Source organism: Mesorhizobium sp. L103C131B0, assembly GCF_000502275.1.
In the GTDB taxonomy this organism is placed as follows: domain Bacteria; phylum Pseudomonadota; class Alphaproteobacteria; order Rhizobiales; family Rhizobiaceae; genus Mesorhizobium.
On record NZ_AYXC01000002.1, the window covers coordinates 556,675 to 578,774 of the forward strand.

Here is a 22,100-nt window from a genome sequence, read left to right on the forward strand (position 1 = left end):
ACTCCTAGCGCGCAAATTTCTTCGCCCCGAACACGCAAGCCACCACGCCGAGCGTCACGACCACCATCAGCGGGCTGACCTGCTCGTGCAGCAGCGACGCTGCCAGCGCCAGGCCGAAAAAGGGCTGCAGCAACTGCAACTGCCCGACGGCAGCGATGCCGCCTTGGGCCAGGCCGCGATACCAGAACACGAAGCCGATCAGCATGCTGAACAGCGAGACATAGGCGAGACCCATCCAGGCGTGAGAGCCGATGCCGGCGAAGGACGACGGCAGCGTCGCAAAGGTCAGAACCAGCATGATCGGCAGCGAGATCGCCAGCGCCCAGCAGATCACCTGCCAGCCGCCCAGCCTGCGCGACAATGCCGCCCCCTCGGCATAGCCCAGGCCGCAGACGATGATGGCGGCCAGCATCAGGCCGTCGCCGACAGGTGAGGCCGTCACGCCTTGCATCAGGGCAAAACCGGCGACCAGCGCGCTGCCGATGCAGGAAAACAGCCAGAAGGCCGGGCGCGGACGCTCGCCACCGCGCAGCACGCCGAAGATCGCGGTGGCCAGCGGCAGCAGGCCGACGAAGATGATGGAATGGGCGGAGGTGACGTGCTTCAGCGCCAGCGCGGTGAGCAAGGGAAAGCCGACAACCACGCCAAGGGCGACGATCACCAGCGACAGAAAATCGCCGCGCTCCGGGCGTTTCTGCCGAAACAGCATCAGCATGGCGAGACCGAGAAGTCCGGCAATCGCGGCGCGGGCCGAGGTCAGGAATATGGGATCGAAATCGGCCACGGCCACGCGCGTTGCCGGCAGCGAGCCTGAGAAGATCAGCACGCCGATGAATCCGTTCATCCAGCCGCTCGCGGTTTTGTCCATTCCAGGCTCCATTGCTTTCGCCCTCTATCGGGCAAGTGCCTATGGTGCAGCCAGAGACAATGCAGTACAATTCCGCAAAACTGTAATGGCTATCAGAGCAATACAGATGACCGAACTCATTTTGGAAACCGGCAATGCGCACCCTCCTGTCGCGACCACGCTTGTGGAAACTGTAATGGCGACCATCCGCCAGCGGATATCGGCGCGCAGCCTGACGCCAGGCGCGCGGCTACCTTCGATCCGCGCCTTTGCCAAGGCCATGCAGGTGTCCAAGTCGACCGTGGTCGAAGCCTATGAGCGGCTCGCTGCCGAAGGCGCGATACGCTCACGGCCGGGTTCGGGTTTTTATGCCGCCGGATCGCTGGCGCCACTGTCGCTGGCCGAGATAGGCCCGCGGCTCGACCGCGCTGTCGATCCGCTTTGGGTTTCGCGCCAGTCACTGGAAGCCGGCGACGAGATGCTGAAACCCGGCTGCGGCTGGATGCCGGCCTCATGGATGCCGCAGGGGGCCTTGCGCCGGGCGCTGCGCACCGTGGCGCGCGCCGACGATGTCGACCTAGCCGATTACGGCACGCCGCTCGGCCTGCCGCCGCTCAGGCAATTGCTCGCGCGGCGCATGGCTGGCCACGGCATCGAGGTCTCGCCCGAACAGATCATGCTGACCGAATCGGGCACGCAGGCCATCGATCTTCTGTGCCGCTTCCTGATCGAACCGGGCGATACCGTGCTGGTCGACGACCCCTGCTATTTCAATTTTCACGCGCTGCTGCGCGCCCACCGCGCCAAGGTCGTCAGCGTGCCCTACACGCCATCGGGGCCTGATATCGAGCTGTTCGCGCAGGCGCTCGCCGAGCACAGGCCGCGCCTCTACATCACCAATTCCGCCATCCACAACCCGACCGGCGCGATCCTGTCGCCGGTCACCGCGCACCGGCTGCTGAAGCTCGCCGACCAGTCGGACCTGACCATCGTCGAGGACGACATCTTCGCCGATTTCGAGCACAGTCCCGCGCCCCGGCTGGCGGCGTTCGACGGCCTCAACCGCGTCGTCCATATCGGTAGCTTCTCCAAGACGCTATCGGCATCGGTTCGCTGCGGCTTCATCGCGGCACCGCGCGACTGGATCGAGCAACTCACCGACCTCAAGATTGCCACCACCTTCGGCGGCGGCCGGCTGGCGGCCGAACTGGTGCTGACGCTGCTTAGGGACGGCAGCTACCGCAAGCACATGGAATTGCTGCGCGCGCGGCTTTCCCGCGCCATGGGTGAGACGGGCGCGCGCCTGAAGGCGATCGGCATCACGCCCTGGATCGACCAACCGGCCGGCTTGTTCCTGTGGTGCAGCCTGCCGGATGGCGTGGATGCGGCTGAAATTGCTCGCCGTGCATTGGCCGACAACATCGTGCTGGCGCCCGGCAATGCATTCAGCCTGTCGGGAACCGCCAGCCGGTTCCTGCGCTTCAACGTTGCCCAATGCCAAGACGAGCGGATTTTCAGGGTGCTCAAGGCGGCAATGGCGCGCTGAGCGCTCAGCGGGAGGCCGCGCAGACCTTCCGAACGCAATCTCGCAGCCAGCGTTGCGCCGGATCGGCATCGAGCCGTGGATGCCAGAGCATCGAGATGGTGACCTCCACCGTGGCGACCGGCAGCAGAAAGCTGACCATGCCGGCGCGTGCGCCTTGCGTGTGCCGTTCGGGCACGCTGGCAATAAGGTCCGAAGCGCGCGCCATGGCGAGTGCAGCTGAAAAGCCGGAGACCATGCACGCCACGGTTCGCTGCAGCCCGAGCAGCGCCAAAGTCTGATCGATCGGCCCTCTTTCCCGACCCCGCCGTGAAACGCTGATGTGGCGGCCGGCCGCGTAGCGTTCAGGCGTCACCGCGCCTTCGCTCAAGGGATGGCCGGCTCCTACGGCGCCGACGAACCGGTCACGGAACAGCGCCTGTATCAGCACTTCAGGTCCGGTCTCGCCGGCAACGCCGATTTCCAGATCGATCGCTGCGTCGCGCAACGAGGCGACATCCTTGTCGGCTTTCGGCGCAAATCGCAGCCGCACGCCCGGCGCCTCGGCCTGGATGCGAGCGACAAGACGCGGCCCGAACTCCTCGACGAACCCTTCATTGGTGCGCAGCGTGAAGATCTGGTTCAGCTTCGCGAGATCGAGAGGCCTGGCAGGGCGCAGCAACGTTTCTGCTTCCTGGACGACACGGCCGGTCTGCTGCCGCAATGCCTCCGCGCGCGGCGTCGGCACAAGGCCTCGACCGGCCCGAACCAGCAGCGGGTCGCCGGTCGCTTCGCGCAGTCGCGCCAGGGTGCGACTCATCGCCGAAGGGCTGAGCCGCAGCCGGGTTGCCGCGCGAGCCACGCTACCTTCGGTCAGCAGGACGTCGAGAGCGAACAGCAGATTGAGGTCGGGCGATGTCATTGGCGGATTGTAGCACATGCCATGGCGTTTGGTGCACGAATAAGATGCAAATGCTGCGCCTTCCGCCATTCCACCCTGACGACTAGATCTCCGACAGGTCCGGTTGCGGGACTGACAAGGAGGAAATCGCCATGGCAACTGCCGAGCAGAACGAGTGCGCATCGGCGCCGCAGAACACCCGGTCCGCAGGCCTGGCCCACTCTCCTGTCTTGGCATTGGCCAGCCTGTCGCTCGCCACGCTGCTGTCGTCGCTTGGAACCAGCATTGCCAGCGTCGGACTGCCTTCCCTCATGCAGGCGTTCGGTGCGCCGTTCCAGTCCGTGCAATGGGTGGTTCTCGCCTATCTGCTCGCCATCACGGCCCTGATCGTCAGCGCCGGCCGGCTGGCCGATATGGTCGGCCGCCGGCCGTTGCTGCTCGGCGGCATCGCGCTGTTCACACTGGCCTCGGTGCTCTGCGGCCTGGCGCCGACGCTCTGGCTGCTGATTGCGGCGCGCGCCGTGCAAGGGCTGGGTGCCGCGCTGATGATGGCGTTGACGCTGGCCTTTGTCGCGGAGACCGTGACCAAGGAGAGAACCGGCAGCGCCATGGGCCTGCTCGGCGCCATGTCGGCGATCGGCACGACGCTCGGACCCTCGCTCGGCGGCTTGCTGATCGCCGGCTTTGGCTGGCGGGCGCTCTTCCTCGTCAATGTGCCGCTCGGCCTCCTGACCTTTGCCCTCGCCTGGCTGGCCCTGCCTGCCCGCGGCAAGGCTGCGGGCGTTCAAGGCGGGTTCGACGCGATCGGGACGGTCTTGCTAGGCCTGACGCTCGCCGCCTATGCACTGGCCATGACGCTCGGCCACGGCCATTTCGGCGCCCTCAACACCGGCCTGCTGGTTGCCGCCGGCATCGGCGTCGTTCTGTTCGGCGTCGCGCAGAAGAGGGCGAAGAATCCCTTGATCCGGCTTGCCCGGTTGTACGACATCCGGCTCAGCGCCAGCCTCGCCACGAACCTCGTTGTCGCCACAGTGATGATGGCGACCCTGGTGGTCGCTCCGTTCTATTTGTCGCGAGGGCTGGGGCTCAATGCTGCGATGGTCGGCGTGGTCCTGTCGACAGGTCCGCTGGTCTCCGCGCTCTCGGCACTTATCGCCGGCCGCCTCACCGATCGCTTCGGTACCAACAGGATGATGATCGCCGGACTATTCGGCCTGGTCAACGGCACCTTGCTTTTGTCGCTCGCCGCAACAAAACTCGGCATTGCCAGCTATATCGTGCCGATCGCCGTCACCTGCTTCGGGTACGCCCTGTTCCAGACATCCAACAATGCCGCCGTCATGAGCGGTGTCGCTGCCGGCGAGCGCGGCGTGGTGTCCGGCCTGCTCAATCTGTCGCGCAATCTCGGCCTGATCACCGGCGCATCGCTTATGGGCGCCATTTTTGCGGCTGCCTCGACGGGAGAACGGCAAAGCCAGGACATGCTGACCTCAGCGGCAGCCGCGCACGGCATGCAGGTTACCTTTCAGACGGCAACGGTCCTGGCGGTGGCTGCGCTGTTGCTGGCACTGCTCTCGACCCGCGCCGGCGGCAGGCTGTCGGTGCGGCAACAGCCATCATGACCGAAGACAGGGAGCTTACGCTCCCGCCCGCTTGCGCCGCTCATAAAGCATGACCAGCGTTTCGGCGGTCAGCGCCGGCCTCTGTTCGCCCTCGATCTCGACCGTATTGGCGGCCTTCATCAGATACTGGCCCGGCCCCTTGTCCTCCACCGACAACAGCGTCGTGCGCAGCCGGATGCGTGCGCCGACCCTGACGGGCGCCAGGAACCGCACCTTGTCGAAGCCGTAATTGAAGGCGGCTTGCGTGTTTTCGGGGACGATGCCCATGCCCAGCGCCAGCGCGCCGATGATCGACAGCGTCAGATAGCCATGCGCGATCGTGGTGCGAAATGGGCTCTGCCGCTTCGCCCGCTCCGGATCGACGTGGATCCACTGATGGTCGCCTGTGCATTCGGCAAACTGGTTGATGCGGTTCTGGTCGACGGTCGTCCATTCCGACACGCCGAGCTCCTGCCCGGCCATCGCCCTTAACTGCTCGAAGGTCGGCGGCGTTTTCGGCCGTAGTTCCGTCATTCCTGCTTTCCCGGTGGCTCCCAGTGCCTCGGACCACGAACGGACGGCTCCTGTCAATTCGCCCGTTGCGATTCCGTTCCGCCATTTTCCGCCAAACAGCGTCCCTCGTCCATGCTCATGCGCCGCAACCGGCCCGCTCCTCTCATGGTTGCGTTGAGAGTCACTTCTTGTCATAGCCCGAGCGGATTTCCTCCATCGCTTCCTTGATGCGGCTGCGCAGGATTTCGATCGATTCGGTGCCGGATTTCTTGACCAGCTCGGCCACTTCGCCGGCATTTTTCAGGGCGGCTTCGAAGGATTTCCTGGCGAACTCCGCCTGTTTTGTCATCAGTTCCTGGGGATTGCCCGGCGCCTTGTAGCTCTGCGCCATGTCGCTGACTTCACGCAGCGTGTCCTGCAGCATCTCGCGCTGTCTGGACAACAATGAGGTCGCGCCGGCAGCTCCCGCCCGCGCCGATCTTTCCAGGGCCTCGAGGTTCTTGCGATGATGCGCGAGGATCGCCTCGACATTCGGCACCTTCAGGTCACGGCCGAACCGGCTGAACATGTCAAGGAACGAATCGGAGTCGGGTTGTTTGGCCATTGCTCGTGCTCCCCAGTGTCGCAAATGCTGAACCCTGTTCTGGACAATAGCACTCGCGCGCCGTGTGTCCATTCGGACGCCCAAGCAATTCAGCGGCAAATGCAGCATCAGCCAGCGAGAAACAGCCTCTCCGCCGTGTAGAGCACGATACCCGCCAATCCGCCGATAATCATGCCGTTGAAGCGGATATATTGCAGGTCCTTGCCGATGTTCATCTCGATCAGCCTCGTCAGTTGGGCAAGGTCCCAGCGCTTGACCTGGTCGGCGATGAATGTCGACACACCGCTCTTCTGGCTCTCGACGAACGACGACAGCGCCACGACAAAGCCCTGGTTCATGTCGGCCCTGATCTGCGGATCGCCTGAGAGATGGCGGCCGACCTCGACGAACATGTTGGCGAGATGCGCGCGAACAATCGAATTCTCCGCCTTGGCGTCCTGTTCGATGAACAGGCTGAGGCTCTGCCACATGTCGCCGGCGAGCGACTTCACTTCCGGCCGCGCCAGGAAATCGCGTTTCAGCTTCTCGGCCCGTTTGGCGTATTGCTTCGAGGTTCTGAGCCGCTCGATGAAGCTGTGCGCGAAACGGTCGAATTCGGCGCGCATCGGATGGTCGGGGTCGGCCCGCACCTCGTCAAGCAGCGAACCGGCGGAAGCGACTATCTTCTTCAGCAGATAGGCGTCGGCTCTGAACAGGTTGAACAGCGACGGCAATTCCTCGCGGATTTTCTCGCGCATGGTCGCCAGCGCCTCTTCATCGTTCAGGAACCGGCCGATCACCCTGGTGAATTCGTCGAAGAGTTTCTGGTGGCGGCGGTCGTCGGTCAGTGCCGACAGCAATTCGGCCGCGAGCGGCGCCAGCGGCACCTTGTCGATCTGCTCCAGCATGCGGCTGGTGACGAAGCCGCGCAGGCCGGATTGCTCGATCGCCGCAAGCGTCTGCGGGACCAGCCGTACGACGAAGCGTGACAGGCCGGCAGAGCGTTCGGCGTCAGTCAGCCAGTCGGCGACGAGTGCTGCAAAATCGACCTCGGCCAGCTTTTCCCGCACCGGCTCCGGCGCCAGAAAATTGACCTCGATGAAGCGGCCCAGATTATCGGCGATGCGGTTCTGGTTCGCTGGGATGATGGCGGTGTGCGGGATCGGCAGGCCCAGCGGCCGCTTGAACAGCGCCACCACCGCGTACCAGTCGGCCAGGCCGCCAATGGTCGCCGCCTCGGCGAAGGCCGCCACGAAGCCCAGCCACGGATACTTGGCCTCGGACGATTTGGCCACGGCAAAAACCACGACGCAAAGCACCAGCGCAGCCGTGGCGAGGAACTTTGTCCGCCGCAACGCGAAAAGCTTGGCGCCCGTCTCGGCATCAAAACCGCCAGGCGCCAGGGACGAAGCCGATTGGGACATGATACGCCGCTCCTCATCGATCTCTTGGCTATCTGGCATGGGCTATTTAGGGGGTGTTTGGGCCCGTAGCATGATCGGATGGGCCGATTTCGTCCGGGGATTGCCGGTTTCGCACGCAAAGTTGACAAGAATGTTCATCTATCATGCAATCCCAGTCTGGAATTGTTCCAAGGTATAGGCCATATTCCGATCAGGCCAGTGTGGGCGAATCCGAAACTCCGGGTGAGAAAGCCGCACCAGCACAATCTAAAATCTGGTGCAGTTCCAGCGCGCCAGCACTCGGGTGAGGAATTAAATGCGGCTGACGCGCCAGACCAACTACGCCATGCGCATCCTGATGTATTGCGCCGCCAACAACGATCGCCTGAGCCGCATCCCCGAGATTGCGGCCGCCTATTCGGTGTCGGAGCTTTTCCTGTTCAAGATCCTGCAGCCGCTGGTCGAGCATGGCCTGGTCGAGACGGTGCGCGGCAGGAATGGCGGCGTGAGGATCGGCCGCCCCGCCGAGCAGATCAGCCTGTTCGACGTCGTACGGGTGACCGAAGAGAGCTTCGCCATGGCCGAGTGCTTCGAAAACGACGCCGCCGAATGCCCGCTGGTCGACAGCTGCCAGCTGAATTCGGCGCTGCGCGAGGCGCTCAACGCCTTCTTTGCCGTACTCTCCCGCTACACCATCGCCGATATGGTGGCGGCGCGCCCGAATGTGCGTCATTTGCTCGGCATCGACATGCTGGTCCAGCGAGCACCGGCCGCCTGAGTTTTCTAGTGCAAGTCGCTCAAAAGTGGCCCCGGTTTTGAGACAACGACATGCATAAAGACAAAGACCTAAAGCGCGTCGCCTGAGTTCGTTCAAACGCGACGCGCTTTAGGCGGCTGACTGCGGCAAGACAAACGGCATGTTCGCCGCCGGCAACACACCGACCCTTAGCCGACAATCGAACACCTTTTCGATCAGATCGTCGCTCAGCACCTCCTGCGGTGAACCGTCGGCGGCGAGCCGGCCGCGATGCATCACGAAAATCCGGTCGGCATACATGGCCGTCAGATTGAGGTCGTGCAGGATGGCGATCACACCGCCGCCGCGCCGGGCGAAATCGCGGGCGATGTTCATGATGATCAGCTGGTGCTTGATATCGAGGCTGGAGACCGGCTCGTCGAGATAGAGATAGCGCGGCTTGCCGTCCAGCACCGGCGCCCAGACCTGGCACAGCACGCGCGCCAGCTGCACACGCTGTTGTTCGCCGCCCGAAAGCTCCTGATAGAACCGGCCGGCAAAGCCGTCGAGGTCGACCCGCGCCAGCGCCCGCTCGGGCAGACGATCATCTTCGCCCGGCAGAACGCCGGAACGGCCGCCGATAAGGCCGAGCCTGACCACTTCGTGCACGGTGAAGGGAAAGGACAGCGTCGCGGCCTGCGGCAGCACGGCACGCACGGTGGCGGCCTCCACCGGCTTCATCGCCGTGAGATCGCGCCCGTTGACAGCCACTGTCCCCGCAAACGCCAGATCGCCCGACAACGCCTTCAAAAACGTCGTCTTGCCCGAGCCGTTGGGTCCGACGATTGCCGCAATTTCGCCCGGCCGCGCGACGAAATCGACATTGGCAACAATGCGCTTGCCGCCGATCGCTACCGAGACATCGCGTGCTTCGATCATGCCGGCCTCATAGGTTTCAAATCTCACAAGTCGATTACGCCGCGCTTGCGCAGCAGGATCCAGAGGAAGAACGGTGCGCCGGCGATCGCCGTGACGATGCCGATCGGCAGTTCGGCCGGCGCCACGATGACGCGAGCGACGGCATCGGCAATCAGCAGCATCGAGGCGCCGAGCAGCGCCGAAGCCGGCAAGAGATAGCGATTGTCCGGACCGATCAGCAGCCGCAGCAGATGCGGCACGACGATGCCGACAAAACCGATGCCTCCGCTGACTGCGACAGAGGCGCCGACCGCTGCCGAGACGCCGACGATCGCGGTGTATTTCAGCCGCTGTACCGGGATGCCGAGATGTCCGGCCGTCGCCTCGCCGAGCGCCAGGGCGTTGAGGCCTTTGGCCAGGAACGGCATTGCCGCAAGCGCCAGGACGATGATCGGCCCGACGGAAGCAATCTTCGGCCAGGTCGCGCCGCCAAGCGAGCCCAGCTGCCAGAAGGTCAGGTCGCGCAACTGCCGGTCGTCGGCCATGAAAATCAGGATACCGGTCAGCGCCATGGCAAGGGCTGCGAGCGCAATGCCGGCAAGCAGCATGGTGGCGACCGAGGTGCGCCCCTGCCGCGTGGCGACGCGGTAGAGCACCAGCGTGACCGCAAGGCCGCCGCAGAAAGCGGCGAGCGGCAAGGCCATGCCGCCGAGCGCCAAAGTGAGCGGCGCCAGCCATGTTGTGCCGAGCACGATGACGGCGACGGCGCCGAGGCTGGAACCGGCTGAAACGCCGATCAGGCCGGGATCGGCGAGCGGATTGCGAAACAGGCCCTGCATGACCGCGCCCGATACGGCCAGCGCCGCACCGATCAGCACGCCGAGCAGCACGCGCGGCATGCGGATGTCGTAGACGATCAGCCGGTCGCGGGCGCCAAGCGCGGCGTCGGCCGGCACGGCGCCGGTCAGCCAGTCACGAATGACACCGACGGCCGATGCATCGGAAGCGCCCGACCTCAGCGACAGGAACATCGAAAGGGCAAGCGCCACACACAGGAGCACAATAACCAGGCGAGCGCGCCCGGAACGATCGCCCTCGGCCACCTTGCCCGCCGCGCCGGCGATCGACTGATCCACCATCGGCTCAGTCCGTGACCTGGCTGCCATAGAGCGAGGCGGCCAGATCGTGGATGGCATCGGCCGTGCGCGGCCCGAAGCCGAGCAGATAGCTGCCATCCATCAGAGTCAGTTTGCGGCCTTCACCGGCCGGCGTCGAGGTGATCGACGGTATGGCAAACAGCTCGGCCTCCGCAATCGGCGGTCCGGCATTTTTCATCGCCAGGATCACGTCCGGCCTGGCGGTTACGATGGCCTCGTCGGACATCTGCTTGTAGCCGGAAAAACCTTCGACGGCGTTGACCGCACCGGCGAGCTTGATGATGCTGTCACCGGCGGTGTCGGTGCCGGCGGCCAGGATCTTGCCGCCCTGGATCGACAGCACGAACAGGATGCGCTTGCGCTGCTTGATCGACGCCGTCTGCTTCTCGGCCGCCTTCAGCTTGGCGTCGGTCTCAGCCACCAGCGCCTCGGCCCTGGCGTCGACGCCGAGCGCTTTGCCGACGATGCGGATCTTTTCCAGGATGCCGTCATGGCTGTAATGTTCAGGCACGTCGATGAACGGGACGCTCGACTTTTTCAGCACATCGACCGCTTCCTTCGGCCCACTGCCATGCAGCGCCAGAATGCCCGAAGGATTGACCGACAACACGCCTTCCGGCGACAGCTGGCGCATATAGCCGACGTCGGGCAGCGCGACCGCGGCGGCGGGGTAGCGGCTGGTCGAATCGCGGGCGACGAGATGACCTTCCTCGCCAAGCGCGTAGACGATCTCGGTGATCGAACCGCCGATCGCCACGATCCGCGACGTGTCGGCCAACACGGCCACGTTCTCGCTGGCCGGCACTGGGGCGGCAATAAACAGCGACAGGCCCATGGCCGCGGCAAGCGTCCTGAACAGTGAAATCATCGTCGTTTCCTCAGGCTGCCGTCGGGCTTGGAATGCGCGGCAGGTTCTCGGCAAGGAACCGCCAGTCGTCGCGCTCGCCCTCGCCTTCATGGCGCTTGCCGAAGAACTGGATGATCATCTTGCCGTCGGCGCCATAGGCTTCGAGCGAGGTGACATGACCGTCCTTGGTCGGTTTGCGCACCGCCCACACGTCCTGGATGTGGTCGGTGCGCAGATGCAGGTGGAACGTCTCGTCCATCACGTTGATCCACGGCCCCATCGGCCTGATCGACTTGACGGGACCGGAATGGATCTGGATGCAGCCTCGGTTTCCGACAAAACACATGATCGGCATGCCGTCGGCGGCGGCATGGTGGAACATGGCGCCGATGGCGTCATTGTCGAGCAGCCAGGCATAGTCCTGGCCGACCATGCGCACGGCCTGGCGGCGAGTGAGCTTCAGCGTTTTCAACATGCCAAAGAACTGATGCACGTCGGTCAGCCGGCTCCAGCGGTCGCGCAGATCATCGATGTCTGCGGCAATGCCCGACGTCTCCGCGTCGTCGTCGGCCAGGCCTGCGATAGACACAGTCGCCTCCTGGTTCGGCGATTCGAGTGCGGCCACGAGCTTCTGGTAGGCATAGAGATTGGACGCCGGCCGCAGATGCACCTTGTGCACCGCATCGCCGGCCGCGTCGAAGAATTGCAGGCTGCGGCGGATGTCGCCACCGTCGCGCTTCTCGACGGCAAAGCCATGCGCCCAGACCTTTGGAAAGATACGCAGGTCGATGTTTTCGCCCAGTACCATGGCATTGTGCGCACCCGTAACAACCTTGTCGTAGACGCCGATCTTCTCGTGCACCGCGCTTTCGTTGCGGGTCAGTGCCATCACTTCGCCAACGGCATCGAGGCCGGTCAGCAGATCGTTGACCCTGGGCTCGACGCGCACGACACCGTCGCCGCAATGCGCGGCGACCAGTTCGGCTTCGGAAATACCGAACTCGGCGGCAAGATCGCGCTCGCGCGCTTTCGGATTGTCTGCCCGCGCTCGCCGGATTTCATGCGGTGCGGGTTTTACGCGCTGGTCCATGTCCTGCTTACCTGTCCTGCCTGGCGTTTTGGCCTGCCTGGCTGTTTCATCACTTGTTGAGGATGAGCTTGCCCTGGCGGGTGATCTTCAGTCGATAGAGCGCGCCATGGTGCTCGATGCCAATCTCGTGCTCGCCCTGGAACAGCGTGTTGGAGGACAGCGTCCGCACCGCCAGCGGCACCCGGTCGAAGCGGGTCGGCGTCTCCTCGGAACGGCGGACGCGGTAACGGAAGTCGTTGGGATTGTGGGTGTTCATCTCTTTCGATCCCTTTCCTCTGCCGGGCAACTGGCTAGGCGTTGCAAATGCCGATTCATTTCTTGACTAGAATCATCATGTTTATTAGTCAGTGCAATACCGGACTAAATGAGTCAACATTTAAGACGCCGGACACAATGAAAAATGCCAGCGAGCACCAAGCCAGCCAGCATCGAACCTGGAATTTTGGAGTTGGGGCATGGGCTTGGGAAATTGTGGACGACTGGGTCTGGCGAACGCCGATCCGGTGCATCGGCCTATGGCAAAGGCAATGGCAGCCTTGCTTGCGGGGGCAGCGACGATCGCGCTGCTGACATCGCCGGCCAGCGCTCAGCCGGCCGCTGACCAGGCCGACCAGACCAGGAAAACCGAGGACACCAAGCCGGCACCCGCCGGCGCGACCCTGCTGGACAAGATCCTCGTCATCAGCCGCACCGGCGAGACGGCAATCGAATCGCTGGCCTCAGCCAGCCATGTCGACCAGGAACAGCTCGACCGCCGCATGGCGACGACGCCGAACGAAATGCTGCTCGGTGTGCCTGGTGTCGCCGTGCAGGCCGATGCGCGACGCGTCAGCTCCAGCATCAACATCCGCGGCCTGCAGGATTTCGGTCGCGTCGCCGTCATCGTCGACGGTGCCAGGCAGAATTTCCAGCGCTCAGACCACGGCACGCAGTCGACCTTCTATGTCGATCCCGAGCTCATCAAATCCGTTGACGTCATTCGCGGACCGACCGCCAACACCTACGGCTCCGGCGCCATTGGCGGCGTCGTCTTCTTCGACACCAAGGATGCGGTGGATTTCCTCAGACCGGGCGAAACCTGGGCCGGCTCCGTCACCGGGCGCTATGAAAGCAACGGCAAGGGCTGGACCGCCAGCGCCAGCGGCGCCTACAAATTCAACGACGATTTGGATGTGCTGGGCAACATCGTCTACCGCGACTACGGCGACTACAAGAATGGCAGCGGCGACACCGTCGCCGGTACCGGTTTCGACGTGCTGAGCGGCCTGCTCAAGACCACAATCCGCCCCAGCGAGAACAGCGAATTGAAGCTCGGCTGGGTCGGCTCGAGCGACGGCTGGACGGAAACCAGCGGCGGCGTGCCGGCCAACGACGTCGACCTGAAGTCGAACACCTTCACCGCCCGCTACAACATCACTGACGACGCCAAGAGCTGGCTCGACCTCCACATCAACGCCTCCTACAACAAGACCAATCTCGACCTCACCACGCTGGTCCCGCAGAACCGCTTCGATCCGTCGACCGGCCTTCCCGTGCTGCTGCCCGTCGGTTCGACCTCGACCTTCGACGTTGGCACGGCCGGCGTCGACATCTGGAACACGTCGCGCTTCGAAACAGCCGGTGTTGCGCACGAATTGACCTATGGCGGCGACTGGGTGGGTGACGATGTCGAGACCGGCGGCACCGCCGGCGGCGACAGCTTCTACACCCCATCGGGCAAGCGTAGTGTTTCGGGCGCCTACATCCAGGACAAGCTCACCTGGGACTGGCTCGAGGTCATTGCCGGGCTGCGTTACGACAATTACAGCCTGGAGGATTCCGACAATGGAACGTCAGGTGATCGTCTGTCGCCGCGCATCACCGTTGGTGTCACGCCCTTCGAAAGCGCCAGCCTGGCGGGCCTGCAGTTCTATGGCACCTACGCCGAAGGCTATCGCTCACCGTCGCTGACCGAAACGCTGATCAGCGGCAACCATCCGGCAGGCGTCACCTTCCCGTTCCTGCCCAACCCCAACCTGCAACCCGAAACCGGCAAGACCACCGAATTCGGCGTCAACTACAAGCTGAACGACCTTATCGAGGCCGGCGACGCGTTCCGGCTCAAGGCCGGCTACTTCCACAACAATGTCGACGATTACATCGAAGGCGTCACGTTGTCGCCATTCGACCCGACCAGCGGCTGCCCGTTCGGCCCCGGCATTCCGATCTGCTTCCAGTACCAGAACGTCGCCCAGGCCAGGATCAACGGCTTCGAACTGGAAAGCGTCTACGATGCCGCCTGGGGTTATGCCGGGCTGTCGGCCTCGATCATCAACGGCCACACCATCTCCGATGAAGGCGAGCGGGCCGACCTTGCCACCATCCCGTCCTCGCAGGTCACCGGGCAGCTCGGCTTCCGCTTCCTTCAGGACAAGCTGACCGTCGGCGGCGAGGTGCAGTACAACGGCAAGCCGAAGGGCAACCCCGTGGCCAAGGATTATACTCTGGTCAACGCCTTCGCCAGTTACCAGGCCACCGACAATCTGAAGGTGGACTTCCGCGCCGACAATTTGTTCGACGTCAAATATACCAACCCGCTGAACGGCGGCACCACCGCCGTCATCTATGAACCCGGCATCACGCTGAAGCTGGCCGCAACCATGCGCTTTGGAGGCTGACACCCATGACAAGTTTGACGGCATCGCTTCGGCTCCTGACCTCGACGCTGGCGATGTCGCTTGGCTTGATGCCGGCGTGGGCTCAGTCCGCGCCGGCTCCGCAACTCAGCCTCGAGCTCAATGCCGCGCAGCCCTCCGAAAAGGGTTGCCGCCTGACCTTCGTCGTCAACAATGCGCTCGGCGCCGATCTTTCCAAGGCGGCATTCGAAATCGCGCTGTTCAACGAGGCCGGCATTGTCGACCGCCTGAGCGTGCTCGACTTCAAGGACCTGCCGGCCGGCAAGACCAAGGTGATCCGCTTCGACCTCGCCGGCACCGACTGCACCAAACTCAGCCGCGTGCTGATCAACAGCGCCACCGAATGCGCCGGCGTCGAACCGGGCGCCTGCATGCGCGGCATGAAGACGCAGACCAAGTCCGGTATCGCATTCGGCGTTTGAGGTGGGTCTGCATCCCGCCTTCCTGCACGACAATGCGACACGACCCATCGCAGCTCCGCCGTTATGGCCGGCAACCGATCTTGATTTGACAATCCCGCCGCGCTCGCGGCAGGTCTCGCCGCGAACCATGCAGGACATCACCCCCCTCCCCGACGCCGGCAACGAACCGGCGATAACAATGGACGAGCTCGTACAGCCGGCGGCCGCGGACCGCAAATGGACTGTGGCGATCGTCGCGTCCTGCCTGCTCCATGCCGCTGCCGCAGCGGCGTTCATGGTCGCACCCGCCGGGACATTTGATACCGGGAAGGCAATACAGGCCGAAGGCGCCGATCGATCAGGCGCAGACGTCCTCGGCACCGCTTTGCAAAACCCGGTACCCGACGCGATGGATGTTACCCTGGTAACCGATCCGCAGCCGGCCAAGCCCGTCCAACCCACGCCGCAAACCGAGGCGCCTCAAGCCGTAGAGGAGCCGGCGGCGCCCAAATCTGCGCCGGAATCTGCCAACCAGGCAACCGTCGCTCCCGATGCACCAACGGCCGCCATCCCGGATGATCAAAGTGTCGCCCCAGAGGCTGAGACGCCTGCACCGTCACCGGTTCAAACGCAGAGTTCGGAGGCGTCTCCCGCCAATCAGCCTGCCGTTGAATTGCCTGCCGCGAGGCCACCAGTCCCAAGCCCGAGGCCAAGTACATCAATATCGGGCGCACCAATATCGGGAGAGACTGGCGGCACGGCAGATGGCGAGGAGCGCGAGGCAACGGCGGTTGCCAGCAAAGGCGGAAAACAGAGCGCGGCGGGCAATTCGATGGAATCCGGCTACAGCGTTGAAGTTCAGAACAAGCTTGTCCGCGCCAACCGCCACGTTTCGAAGGCGGTTCAAGCCAAGGCTCGCAACAATGCCAGGGTCTATTTCGTCGTCATTGCCGACGGCAGCGTCAGCGACTTGCAGCTTGTCGAAAGTTCAGGGTCTGCCGAGCTAGACCAATTCGCTTTGAAACTGGTGCGCCAGCAAGCGCCGTTCCCGCCCATTCCACCCGAGACCGGATTATCAAGTTGGGTGTTCAGGGCGCGGATCGGTCCGTTTTAACCAGCTCGTAGACCTCGCCAAATGTCATCGTCCATCAATTCAAGAGGAAGCCCAATGTACATCGCCATGAACCGCTTCAAGGTCCAGAACGGCTCGGAGACCGGCTTCGAGGATGTCTGGAAGAACCGCGATTCGAGCCTCTCGGAGATGAAAGGCTTCAGGGAATTCCACTTGCTGCGCGGCCCGGTCAACGAGACCGAGGGTTATACGCTGTTTGCCTCGCACACGGTGTGGGCAAGCCATGAGGATTTCGTCGCCTGGACCAAATCCGAGAATTTTCGCGCCGCCCACCGCAACACCGGCACCTCGAAGGTGCATTATCTCGGCCATCCGCAGTTCGAAGGCTTTTCGGTCGTCGAAGGGGCCTGATTGAGATTTCACCCGTCGACGAGATCTGACGACGGGCAGATGCCGTCAGGTTCCGGTTGAATTCCGGCCGCCCAGTCGCCGAAGCCACTGGGCAATGTGCAGGCGCAGCCGCCGCCAGGGCTGTCCGCGTGTCAGGTAGCGCGCCAACCGCGGATCACCGGCCAGCTCCGGGAACTGGCGCACATGCTGCGTCAGGAATGCAGGTATGAAATTGCGCCCGTTGAGATCGCTGAGCCAGGCAGAATTCGCCAGCAAATAGTCTGCGGCATCCGCCGCCAACACGCTCCTGTAGCTCCTGTATGCAGGCGTTTGCCGCACATTGCCGCCAGCAAAGGCAGTTCCGGTGGACAGGTTGGAGCCATGCAGGCGATAGAGGCCGAGACCTTCTGACAGGATGAGGCTGCCGCCGGCCTGGTGCGCGAGTGTCGCCGTCAGATAATCCGTCCCGACCTTGGCCTTGAACGGGAAGGACAATACCGGTTCCAGCGCGCCACGCCGGTACATGATCGCCGAGCATTGCGACCACAGCCAGCCCGTCACCGCAGGTGCGAAATAGGTTACCGGATGCTCCGATGCGTAGGCGATCCCGGGCGCCATGCCGGCAAGCCGGCCACCGGGCGCGATGGCGACGCCACTGCGATCCGCTCCGGACCGCGGTTTGCGCAAGGCAAGGAAGGTACCGCCCAGCAAGGTGCCGTCGCCATCGACAAGGAACACATCGGAACTCGACAGTGCGGCCGAATGCGTCGTGTTGAGGTGGGCGGACAGATGAGCGAGGAGAAAATCCGGCAGCCACACGTCATCGGCGTCGAGAAACGCGACGAAGGGCGCGTCGGTTGCGGCAAAGCCGTCGCGGAATCCCGCGGTCTGGCCGCCATTCTCCGTGCGCGCCAACAGGCGCAGGCGCGGGTCTTCTATATCCCTTAGAAGCTGTCGGACATGGTCGGCCGAGCCGTCCGTCGAGGCATCGTCGACGATGACGCATTCCCAATTCCGGTAGGTCTGCGCAAGCACCGAGCGGATCGCCTGTTCGACGTACGGCCGATAGTTGAAGCAGGTGATGACCACCGCCACGCGCGGCAGCTCAAACGGTCGGGACGTGTCTTCCATCTGTTCGGCTGCCCCGCTCGAGTTGCTCTCTGTCCCTTGCGCATACCCTTGCAACCCGACGCAGGCAAGCGAGCCGCGAAAAGCCCCCTAGGCCGCCGCGAGCAGGCTGGCATTGCCGCCGGCAGCCGTGGTGTCGACGCAGACAGCGCGTTCATGCGCATAGGCCGCCGGGTTGAGCACCTCGCTGACCAGCGGCACGATCGGCCCGCTGCGGTCGGCAATGACCTTGCGCACGATCCGCGCCGCCTCGGGCCTGCCCGAGAAGGCGACGACATGGACGCGCAGCGAACGCGCTTCGACTGGGTCTGGCCGACCGTCTATGGCCGCCAGCGGCAACCCCTTGCCGGTCAGCGCCGACAGTGCCGCCGGCGCGCCCGGCGCCACGGCCAGCACCGCATTGCCGGCGGCCAGCGCCTGGATCGTCTGGGCAAGCAGCGTGTCGGCGTCCGGACCGAGGCACAGCACCCGGCCACGCGGCGACAGCGACAGCGTGTTGGCCTCGCCGGTCGGTCCGGGCAGGTCGACCTGGCCGAAATCGATGGCGGCTGCAGCGCCGATGGCTGCAGCGCCCTTGCCGCGCAGATGTTTTCTCAAAATGGCGATGCGGTCCGGCCTCGTCGACCAGCCGCCAAGCGTCGGATCGGGCAGATTGTCGGCCAGTTCGGTCGCCGTCACCTTGTGGCCCTCGGCAATCTCCGTGCCCGCCTCCGGCCCTTTGCGGAACCGCCGGAGATAATGCGGCCCGCCGGCCTTCGGCCCGGTGCCCGAAAGCCCCTCGCCCCCAAAGGGCTGCGAACCGACGACGGCGCCGATCTGGTTGCGGTTGACATAGATGTTGCCGGCATGGATGCCGTCGACGAAATGCTGGACGCGGCCTTCGATGCGGGTGTGCAGGCCGAAGGTCAGGCCATAGCCCTTGCGGTTGATGGCGGCGATGACGGCGTCGATCCCGTCGGCGTCGAAGCTGGCGACATGCAGCACCGGACCGAACACTTCGCGCTCCATCTCCTCGATGCCCTTGACCCGGAACACATGCGGCGCAACGAAGCGGCCGTCCTTCGGTGCTTCGAGCTTGGCAATCAACCGGCCCTGCAGCCCCATCTTGGTGCAATACTCGCGGATCGATTCCTGCGCCTCGTCATCGATGACCGGCCCGACATCGGTCGAAATCTGCCAGGGATCGCCGATGGTGAGCGCTTCCATGGCGCCCTTCAGCATCTCCAGCATCTTCTTCTCGACATCCTTTTGCACGTAGAGCACGCGAAGCGCCGAACAGCGCTGGCCTGCACTCTGGAAAGCCGATGCCAGTATGTCGCGCACCGCCTGTTCGGGCAGTGCTGTGGAATCGACGATCATGGCATTGAGACCGCCGGTCTCGGCGATCAGCATGGCGTCCGGCGCGGCCGTCTCGGCCAGTTGCTTCTCGATCAGCTTTGCAACCTCGGTCGAGCCGGTGAAGCAGACGCCGGCAATGCGCGGATCCGCAGTCAGCGGTCCGCCGACCGCCGGACCGTCGCCCGGCAGAAGCTGGATGACATCTTCCGGAACGCCGGCCTCGCGCAGCAGCTCGACGGCGCGGAAGGCGATCAGCGGCGTCTGTTCGGCTGGCTTGGCGATGACCGAATTGCCGGTGACGAGCGCTGCCGCGATCTGGCCGGTGAAGATGGCGAGCGGGAAATTCCACGGCGAAATGCACACGATCGCGCCGCGCGCCTCGCTGCCCGCTTCGTTGTTGGCCGCTTCGGCAGCGTAGTAACGCAGGAAGTCGACGGCTTCGCGCAGTTCAGCCACGCCGTCGGCCAGCGACTTGCCGGCTTCCCTTGTAGCCAGCGCGAAAAACTCGACCGCATTGGCCTCATAGAGGTCGGCGGCGCGGTTGAGGATGGCGGCGCGCTCGGCAACGGGACGCTTCGCCCAGGCCGGCTGCGCTTCCACAGCAAAGCGCACCGCGGTCGCGACCTGCTTGGCAGCGGCTTCGGCGACCGTGCCGACGATCTCGGCAGGCTTTGCCGGATTGACCACCGGGCGCTGCTTGCCGTAGCCGGCGGCGCGCGTGATCGGCTTGGCATGCCAGCGCTCGGGCCCGGCAAAGGCCGCCTTGGCCTTGTCGATCGCCGCCAGCGTCACCGGATCGGTGATGTCGAACCCCTTCGAGTTGCGCCGACCAGCGCCGAAGATCGTCGCAGGACGAGCGATTGCCGGATTGGCGGCGGGGCCCTGGCTCTCGACCGTCTCGAGCGGATCGCGCGCAATATCCTCCGGCTCGACGTCCTCGTCGGTGAGCTGATGGACGAAGGAGGAGTTGGCGCCATTCTCCAGCAGGCGGCGAACCAGATAGGCCAAGAGGTCGGAGTGCGCGCCGACCGGCGCATAGATGCGGCAGCGCGTGCCTTCGGCCCGGCGCACCGTCTCATGCAGCGCTTCGCCCATGCCGTGCAGGCGCTGGAATTCGAAAGCGTCACGGTTGTCAGCCATCGACAGGATGGCGGCGACGGTATGGGCATTGTGCGTGGCGAATTGCGGATAGATGCGGTCGGTCATCGACAGCAACTTTTTGGCGCAGGCCATGTAGGAAACATCGGTGTTGGCCTTGCGGGTGAAGACGGGGTAGCCGGAAAGCCCGAGCGTCTGTGCCCGCTTGATCTCGGTGTCCCAATAGGCGCCCTTGACCAGCCGCACCATGATGTTGCGGTCGTACTTTTCCGCCAGCGCATAGAGCCAGTCGATGGTGAAGGCCGCGCGCGGGCCGTAGGCCTGGACGACGACGCCAAAGCCATTCCAGCCGGCAAGCTCCGGCTCGGACAACACACGCTCGATCACATCGAGCGACAGGTCGAGCCGGTCGGCCTCCTCGGCGTCGATGTTGAGGCCCATGCGCGAATGGCGTGCGGCCAGCGCCAGCGACAGCAGCCGCTCGGCCATCACCGGCAGCATCTTTTCCTTCTGTGCCTCTTCGTAGCGCGGATGCAGCGCCGACAGTTTGACCGAGATGCCGTGGTTCTGGCGGATATCGGGACCGTTGGAGCCTGAATCGAGCGAGGAGATCGCATCGGCATAGGCCTTGAGGTAGCGCAGCGCGTCGGCCTCGGTGCGGGCCGCCTCGCCCAGCATGTCGAAGGAATAGAGATAACCTTTCTGGATCATCGACTTGCCGCGCTTGACGGCTTCCGCAATGGTGCGGCCGAGCACGAACTGCTCGCCCATTTCGCGCATGGCGGCGGCGACCGCCTTGCGGATCACCGGTTCGCCCAGCCGGCGAACCATCGAGCGCAGCGTGCCTTCAATGCCGCCCTCGCCTTCGTCGAGCACACGGCCGGTCAGCATCAGCGCCCAGGTCGAGGCGTTGACGAAGATCGAGCTCGACCCGCCCGAATGCGCCGACCAGTCATGCGGTGCGATCTTGTCGGCGATCAGGTCGTCCATAGTCTCGGTGTCAGGCACGCGCAGCAGTGCCTCGGCCAGGCACATGAGCGCCACGCCTTCCTTGGTGGAGAGGCCGTAGGCGGAGAGAAAAACCTCCATCAGCCGCGGGTCGGACGAGCCGCGCACCGCGCGCACCAGATCCGCGGCACGGGCCGAGACGGCTTTGCGGTCATCGGCCGAAAGTTCTGTCGCGGCAGCCAGGCGCTTCACAGCCGCGTCTTCGTCGGGCAGGTAGTTGGCGCGGATCTGCTGGCGGATGGTGTCGAGCGGCATGGCGGTCCTGCGGAGCAAGCATCTGGGAGCGGGCCGGCGGTCGCCGGACCGAATGGCGCAAGCTAGCACAGAGCCGCATTTTCGGCCGGTCCAAAGAAATCGACATGGCAGGCCGAATGATCTATCATTGCGGCTCAATTGTTATCAGATGGGCTGTGATATCCGTGACAGAAGACCAATTGGACCGCATCGACAGAAACATCCTGTCGGCGCTGGCGCGCGACGGGCGGCTGTCCATGTCGGAACTGGCCGGCAAGGTCGGCCTGTCGAAGACGCCGGTGCAGGCGCGGGTGAAGCGCCTGGAGAAGGACGGCTATATCAGGGGCTATCAGGCGATCATCGATCGCGAGCGCATGGGCGAAGGCCATGTCGCCTTCGTCCAGGTCAAACTGTCGGACACGCGCTCGGCCGCGCTCGATGCTTTCAACCGTGCGGTGCAGACCGTGCCGGAGATCGAGCAGTGCCACATGATGGCGTCGAGCTTCGATTATCTCCTGAAAGTCCGTACCACCGACATCGCCGCCTATCGCCGCGTGCTCGGCGAGCGCATCTCGGCACTGCCGCATGTTGCGCAGACCTCGACCTTCGTGGCCATGGAGACGGTGAAGGATCGCTAG

General features: G+C 64.3%; 20 protein-coding genes. 8 read left to right on the top strand and 12 right to left on the bottom strand.

The annotated features are described in order from the left end of the window. Positions 1–4 precede the first annotated feature (4 nt). Positions 5–868, bottom strand: coding sequence for a DMT family transporter (locus tag X730_RS158575; RefSeq protein ID WP_023706042.1), 864 nt, complete (start codon positions 866–868; stop codon positions 5–7). 106 nt (positions 869–974) lie between these two features. Here X730_RS158575 and X730_RS158570 point away from each other — a divergent pair, with 106 nt between their 5' ends. Then, a complete protein-coding gene (locus X730_RS158570; RefSeq protein WP_023739060.1) occupies positions 975–2,393 on the top strand; it encodes a PLP-dependent aminotransferase family protein in 1,419 nt (472 codons plus the stop codon). A 4-nt stretch (positions 2,394–2,397) separates the two neighbouring features. Here the strand turns inward: X730_RS158570 and X730_RS158565 are convergent, their stop codons facing one another. Continuing rightward, positions 2,398–3,291, bottom strand: a complete 894-nt coding sequence (locus X730_RS158565; protein WP_023691058.1) for a LysR family transcriptional regulator — start codon at positions 3,289–3,291, stop codon at positions 2,398–2,400. A 131-nt stretch (positions 3,292–3,422) separates the two neighbouring features. Between X730_RS158565 and X730_RS158560 the strand changes: the two genes are divergently transcribed. Then, positions 3,423–4,892 carry an MFS transporter gene (locus X730_RS158560; protein WP_023706044.1) on the top strand — a complete coding sequence of 490 codons (1,470 nt, stop codon included), beginning with the start codon at positions 3,423–3,425 and terminating at the stop codon, positions 4,890–4,892. 15 nt (positions 4,893–4,907) lie between these two features. On the opposite strand, the gene X730_RS158555 is transcribed toward X730_RS158560, so the two are convergent. From X730_RS158555 to X730_RS158545, 3 genes are all read right to left on the bottom strand, one after another. Beyond that, on the bottom strand, positions 4,908–5,405 hold the full coding sequence (locus X730_RS158555) for a MaoC family dehydratase (protein ID WP_023681725.1): 498 nt from the start codon (positions 5,403–5,405) through the stop codon (positions 4,908–4,910). A 160-nt stretch (positions 5,406–5,565) separates the two neighbouring features. Then, the gene (locus tag X730_RS158550; protein ID WP_023672638.1) at positions 5,566–5,988 is read right to left on the bottom strand and encodes a phasin family protein; all 423 of its coding nucleotides are present in this window, start codon (positions 5,986–5,988) and stop codon (positions 5,566–5,568) included. A 107-nt stretch (positions 5,989–6,095) separates the two neighbouring features. Continuing rightward, on the bottom strand, positions 6,096–7,391 hold the full coding sequence (locus tag X730_RS158545) for a DUF445 domain-containing protein (RefSeq protein WP_023691056.1): 1,296 nt from the start codon (positions 7,389–7,391) through the stop codon (positions 6,096–6,098). 295 nt (positions 7,392–7,686) lie between these two features. On the opposite strand from X730_RS158545, the gene rirA reads away from it, so the two are divergent. Further along, on the top strand, positions 7,687–8,148 hold the full coding sequence (gene rirA / locus X730_RS158540) for an iron-responsive transcriptional regulator RirA (protein ID WP_023672640.1): 462 nt from the start codon (positions 7,687–7,689) through the stop codon (positions 8,146–8,148). A 108-nt stretch (positions 8,149–8,256) separates the two neighbouring features. Here the strand turns inward: rirA and X730_RS158535 are convergent, their stop codons facing one another. The 5 genes from X730_RS158535 to hemP are packed head-to-tail and all read right to left on the bottom strand — an operon-like array spanning position 8,257 to position 12,374. After that, the gene (locus tag X730_RS158535; RefSeq protein WP_023825748.1) at positions 8,257–9,045 is read right to left on the bottom strand and encodes a heme ABC transporter ATP-binding protein; all 789 of its coding nucleotides are present in this window, start codon (positions 9,043–9,045) and stop codon (positions 8,257–8,259) included. 23 nt (positions 9,046–9,068) lie between these two features. Further along, positions 9,069–10,163 (bottom strand): iron ABC transporter permease, encoded by a 1,095-nt coding sequence (locus tag X730_RS158530; protein ID WP_023825749.1) that lies wholly within the window; start codon positions 10,161–10,163, stop codon positions 9,069–9,071. A 4-nt stretch (positions 10,164–10,167) separates the two neighbouring features. Further along, positions 10,168–11,049 (bottom strand): hemin ABC transporter substrate-binding protein, encoded by an 882-nt coding sequence (locus X730_RS158525; RefSeq protein ID WP_023825750.1) that lies wholly within the window; start codon positions 11,047–11,049, stop codon positions 10,168–10,170. Between the two features lie 10 nt (positions 11,050–11,059). Further along, positions 11,060–12,118, bottom strand: a complete 1,059-nt coding sequence (locus X730_RS158520) for a hemin-degrading factor (protein WP_023825751.1) — start codon at positions 12,116–12,118, stop codon at positions 11,060–11,062. A gap of 49 nt (positions 12,119–12,167) precedes the next feature. Further along, positions 12,168–12,374 (bottom strand): hemin uptake protein HemP, encoded by a 207-nt coding sequence (hemP, locus tag X730_RS158515; RefSeq protein WP_023673860.1) that lies wholly within the window; start codon positions 12,372–12,374, stop codon positions 12,168–12,170. 271 nt (positions 12,375–12,645) lie between these two features. Between hemP and X730_RS158510 the strand changes: the two genes are divergently transcribed. The 4 genes from X730_RS158510 (at position 12,646) to X730_RS158495 (ending at position 16,677) form a co-directional block, all read left to right on the top strand. Then, a complete protein-coding gene (locus tag X730_RS158510; RefSeq protein WP_031196644.1) occupies positions 12,646–14,775 on the top strand; it encodes a TonB-dependent hemoglobin/transferrin/lactoferrin family receptor in 2,130 nt (709 codons plus the stop codon). A 5-nt stretch (positions 14,776–14,780) separates the two neighbouring features. Continuing rightward, the gene (locus X730_RS158505; RefSeq protein ID WP_023805440.1) at positions 14,781–15,215 is read left to right on the top strand and encodes a hypothetical protein; all 435 of its coding nucleotides are present in this window, start codon (positions 14,781–14,783) and stop codon (positions 15,213–15,215) included. 127 nt (positions 15,216–15,342) lie between these two features. Then, positions 15,343–16,308 (top strand): TonB family protein, encoded by a 966-nt coding sequence (locus X730_RS158500; protein ID WP_023825753.1) that lies wholly within the window; start codon positions 15,343–15,345, stop codon positions 16,306–16,308. 54 nt (positions 16,309–16,362) lie between these two features. Continuing rightward, a complete protein-coding gene (locus tag X730_RS158495) occupies positions 16,363–16,677 on the top strand; it encodes an antibiotic biosynthesis monooxygenase (RefSeq protein ID WP_023825754.1) in 315 nt (104 codons plus the stop codon). 45 nt (positions 16,678–16,722) lie between these two features. Here the strand turns inward: X730_RS158495 and X730_RS158490 are convergent, their stop codons facing one another. Then, positions 16,723–17,787: a glycosyltransferase gene (locus X730_RS158490; RefSeq protein ID WP_023688160.1), complete on the bottom strand. Its 1,065-nt coding sequence runs from the start codon at positions 17,785–17,787 to the stop codon at positions 16,723–16,725. 87 nt (positions 17,788–17,874) lie between these two features. Next, positions 17,875–21,483 (bottom strand): bifunctional proline dehydrogenase/L-glutamate gamma-semialdehyde dehydrogenase PutA, encoded by a 3,609-nt coding sequence (gene putA, locus X730_RS158485; protein ID WP_023825755.1) that lies wholly within the window; start codon positions 21,481–21,483, stop codon positions 17,875–17,877. Between the two features lie 164 nt (positions 21,484–21,647). Between putA and X730_RS158480 the strand changes: the two genes are divergently transcribed. After that, positions 21,648–22,100, top strand: a complete 453-nt coding sequence (locus X730_RS158480; protein WP_023696487.1) for an Lrp/AsnC ligand binding domain-containing protein — start codon at positions 21,648–21,650, stop codon at positions 22,098–22,100.

Bases quoted from the DNA above. Each gene is read 5' to 3' on its own strand.
- X730_RS158575 (WP_023706042.1), bottom strand. From the start codon at position 868: ATGGACAAAACCGCGAGCGGCTGGATGAACGGATTCATCGGCGTGCTG.
- X730_RS158570 (WP_023739060.1), top strand. From the start codon at position 975: ATGACCGAACTCATTTTGGAAACCGGCAATGCGCACCCTCCTGTCGCG.
- X730_RS158565 (WP_023691058.1), bottom strand. From the start codon at position 3,291: ATGACATCGCCCGACCTCAATCTGCTGTTCGCTCTCGACGTCCTGCTG.
- X730_RS158560 (WP_023706044.1), top strand. From the start codon at position 3,423: ATGGCAACTGCCGAGCAGAACGAGTGCGCATCGGCGCCGCAGAACACC.
- X730_RS158555 (WP_023681725.1), bottom strand. From the start codon at position 5,405: ATGACGGAACTACGGCCGAAAACGCCGCCGACCTTCGAGCAGTTAAGG.
- X730_RS158550 (WP_023672638.1), bottom strand. From the start codon at position 5,988: ATGGCCAAACAACCCGACTCCGATTCGTTCCTTGACATGTTCAGCCGG.
- X730_RS158545 (WP_023691056.1), bottom strand. From the start codon at position 7,391: ATGTCCCAATCGGCTTCGTCCCTGGCGCCTGGCGGTTTTGATGCCGAG.
- rirA (WP_023672640.1), top strand. From the start codon at position 7,687: ATGCGGCTGACGCGCCAGACCAACTACGCCATGCGCATCCTGATGTAT.
- X730_RS158535 (WP_023825748.1), bottom strand. From the start codon at position 9,045: ATGATCGAAGCACGCGATGTCTCGGTAGCGATCGGCGGCAAGCGCATT.
- X730_RS158530 (WP_023825749.1), bottom strand. From the start codon at position 10,163: ATGGTGGATCAGTCGATCGCCGGCGCGGCGGGCAAGGTGGCCGAGGGC.
- X730_RS158525 (WP_023825750.1), bottom strand. From the start codon at position 11,049: ATGATTTCACTGTTCAGGACGCTTGCCGCGGCCATGGGCCTGTCGCTG.
- X730_RS158520 (WP_023825751.1), bottom strand. From the start codon at position 12,118: ATGGACCAGCGCGTAAAACCCGCACCGCATGAAATCCGGCGAGCGCGG.
- hemP (WP_023673860.1), bottom strand. From the start codon at position 12,374: ATGAACACCCACAATCCCAACGACTTCCGTTACCGCGTCCGCCGTTCC.
- X730_RS158510 (WP_031196644.1), top strand. From the start codon at position 12,646: ATGGCAGCCTTGCTTGCGGGGGCAGCGACGATCGCGCTGCTGACATCG.
- X730_RS158505 (WP_023805440.1), top strand. From the start codon at position 14,781: ATGACAAGTTTGACGGCATCGCTTCGGCTCCTGACCTCGACGCTGGCG.
- X730_RS158500 (WP_023825753.1), top strand. From the start codon at position 15,343: ATGCAGGACATCACCCCCCTCCCCGACGCCGGCAACGAACCGGCGATA.
- X730_RS158495 (WP_023825754.1), top strand. From the start codon at position 16,363: ATGTACATCGCCATGAACCGCTTCAAGGTCCAGAACGGCTCGGAGACC.
- X730_RS158490 (WP_023688160.1), bottom strand. From the start codon at position 17,787: ATGGAAGACACGTCCCGACCGTTTGAGCTGCCGCGCGTGGCGGTGGTC.
- putA (WP_023825755.1), bottom strand. From the start codon at position 21,483: ATGCCGCTCGACACCATCCGCCAGCAGATCCGCGCCAACTACCTGCCC.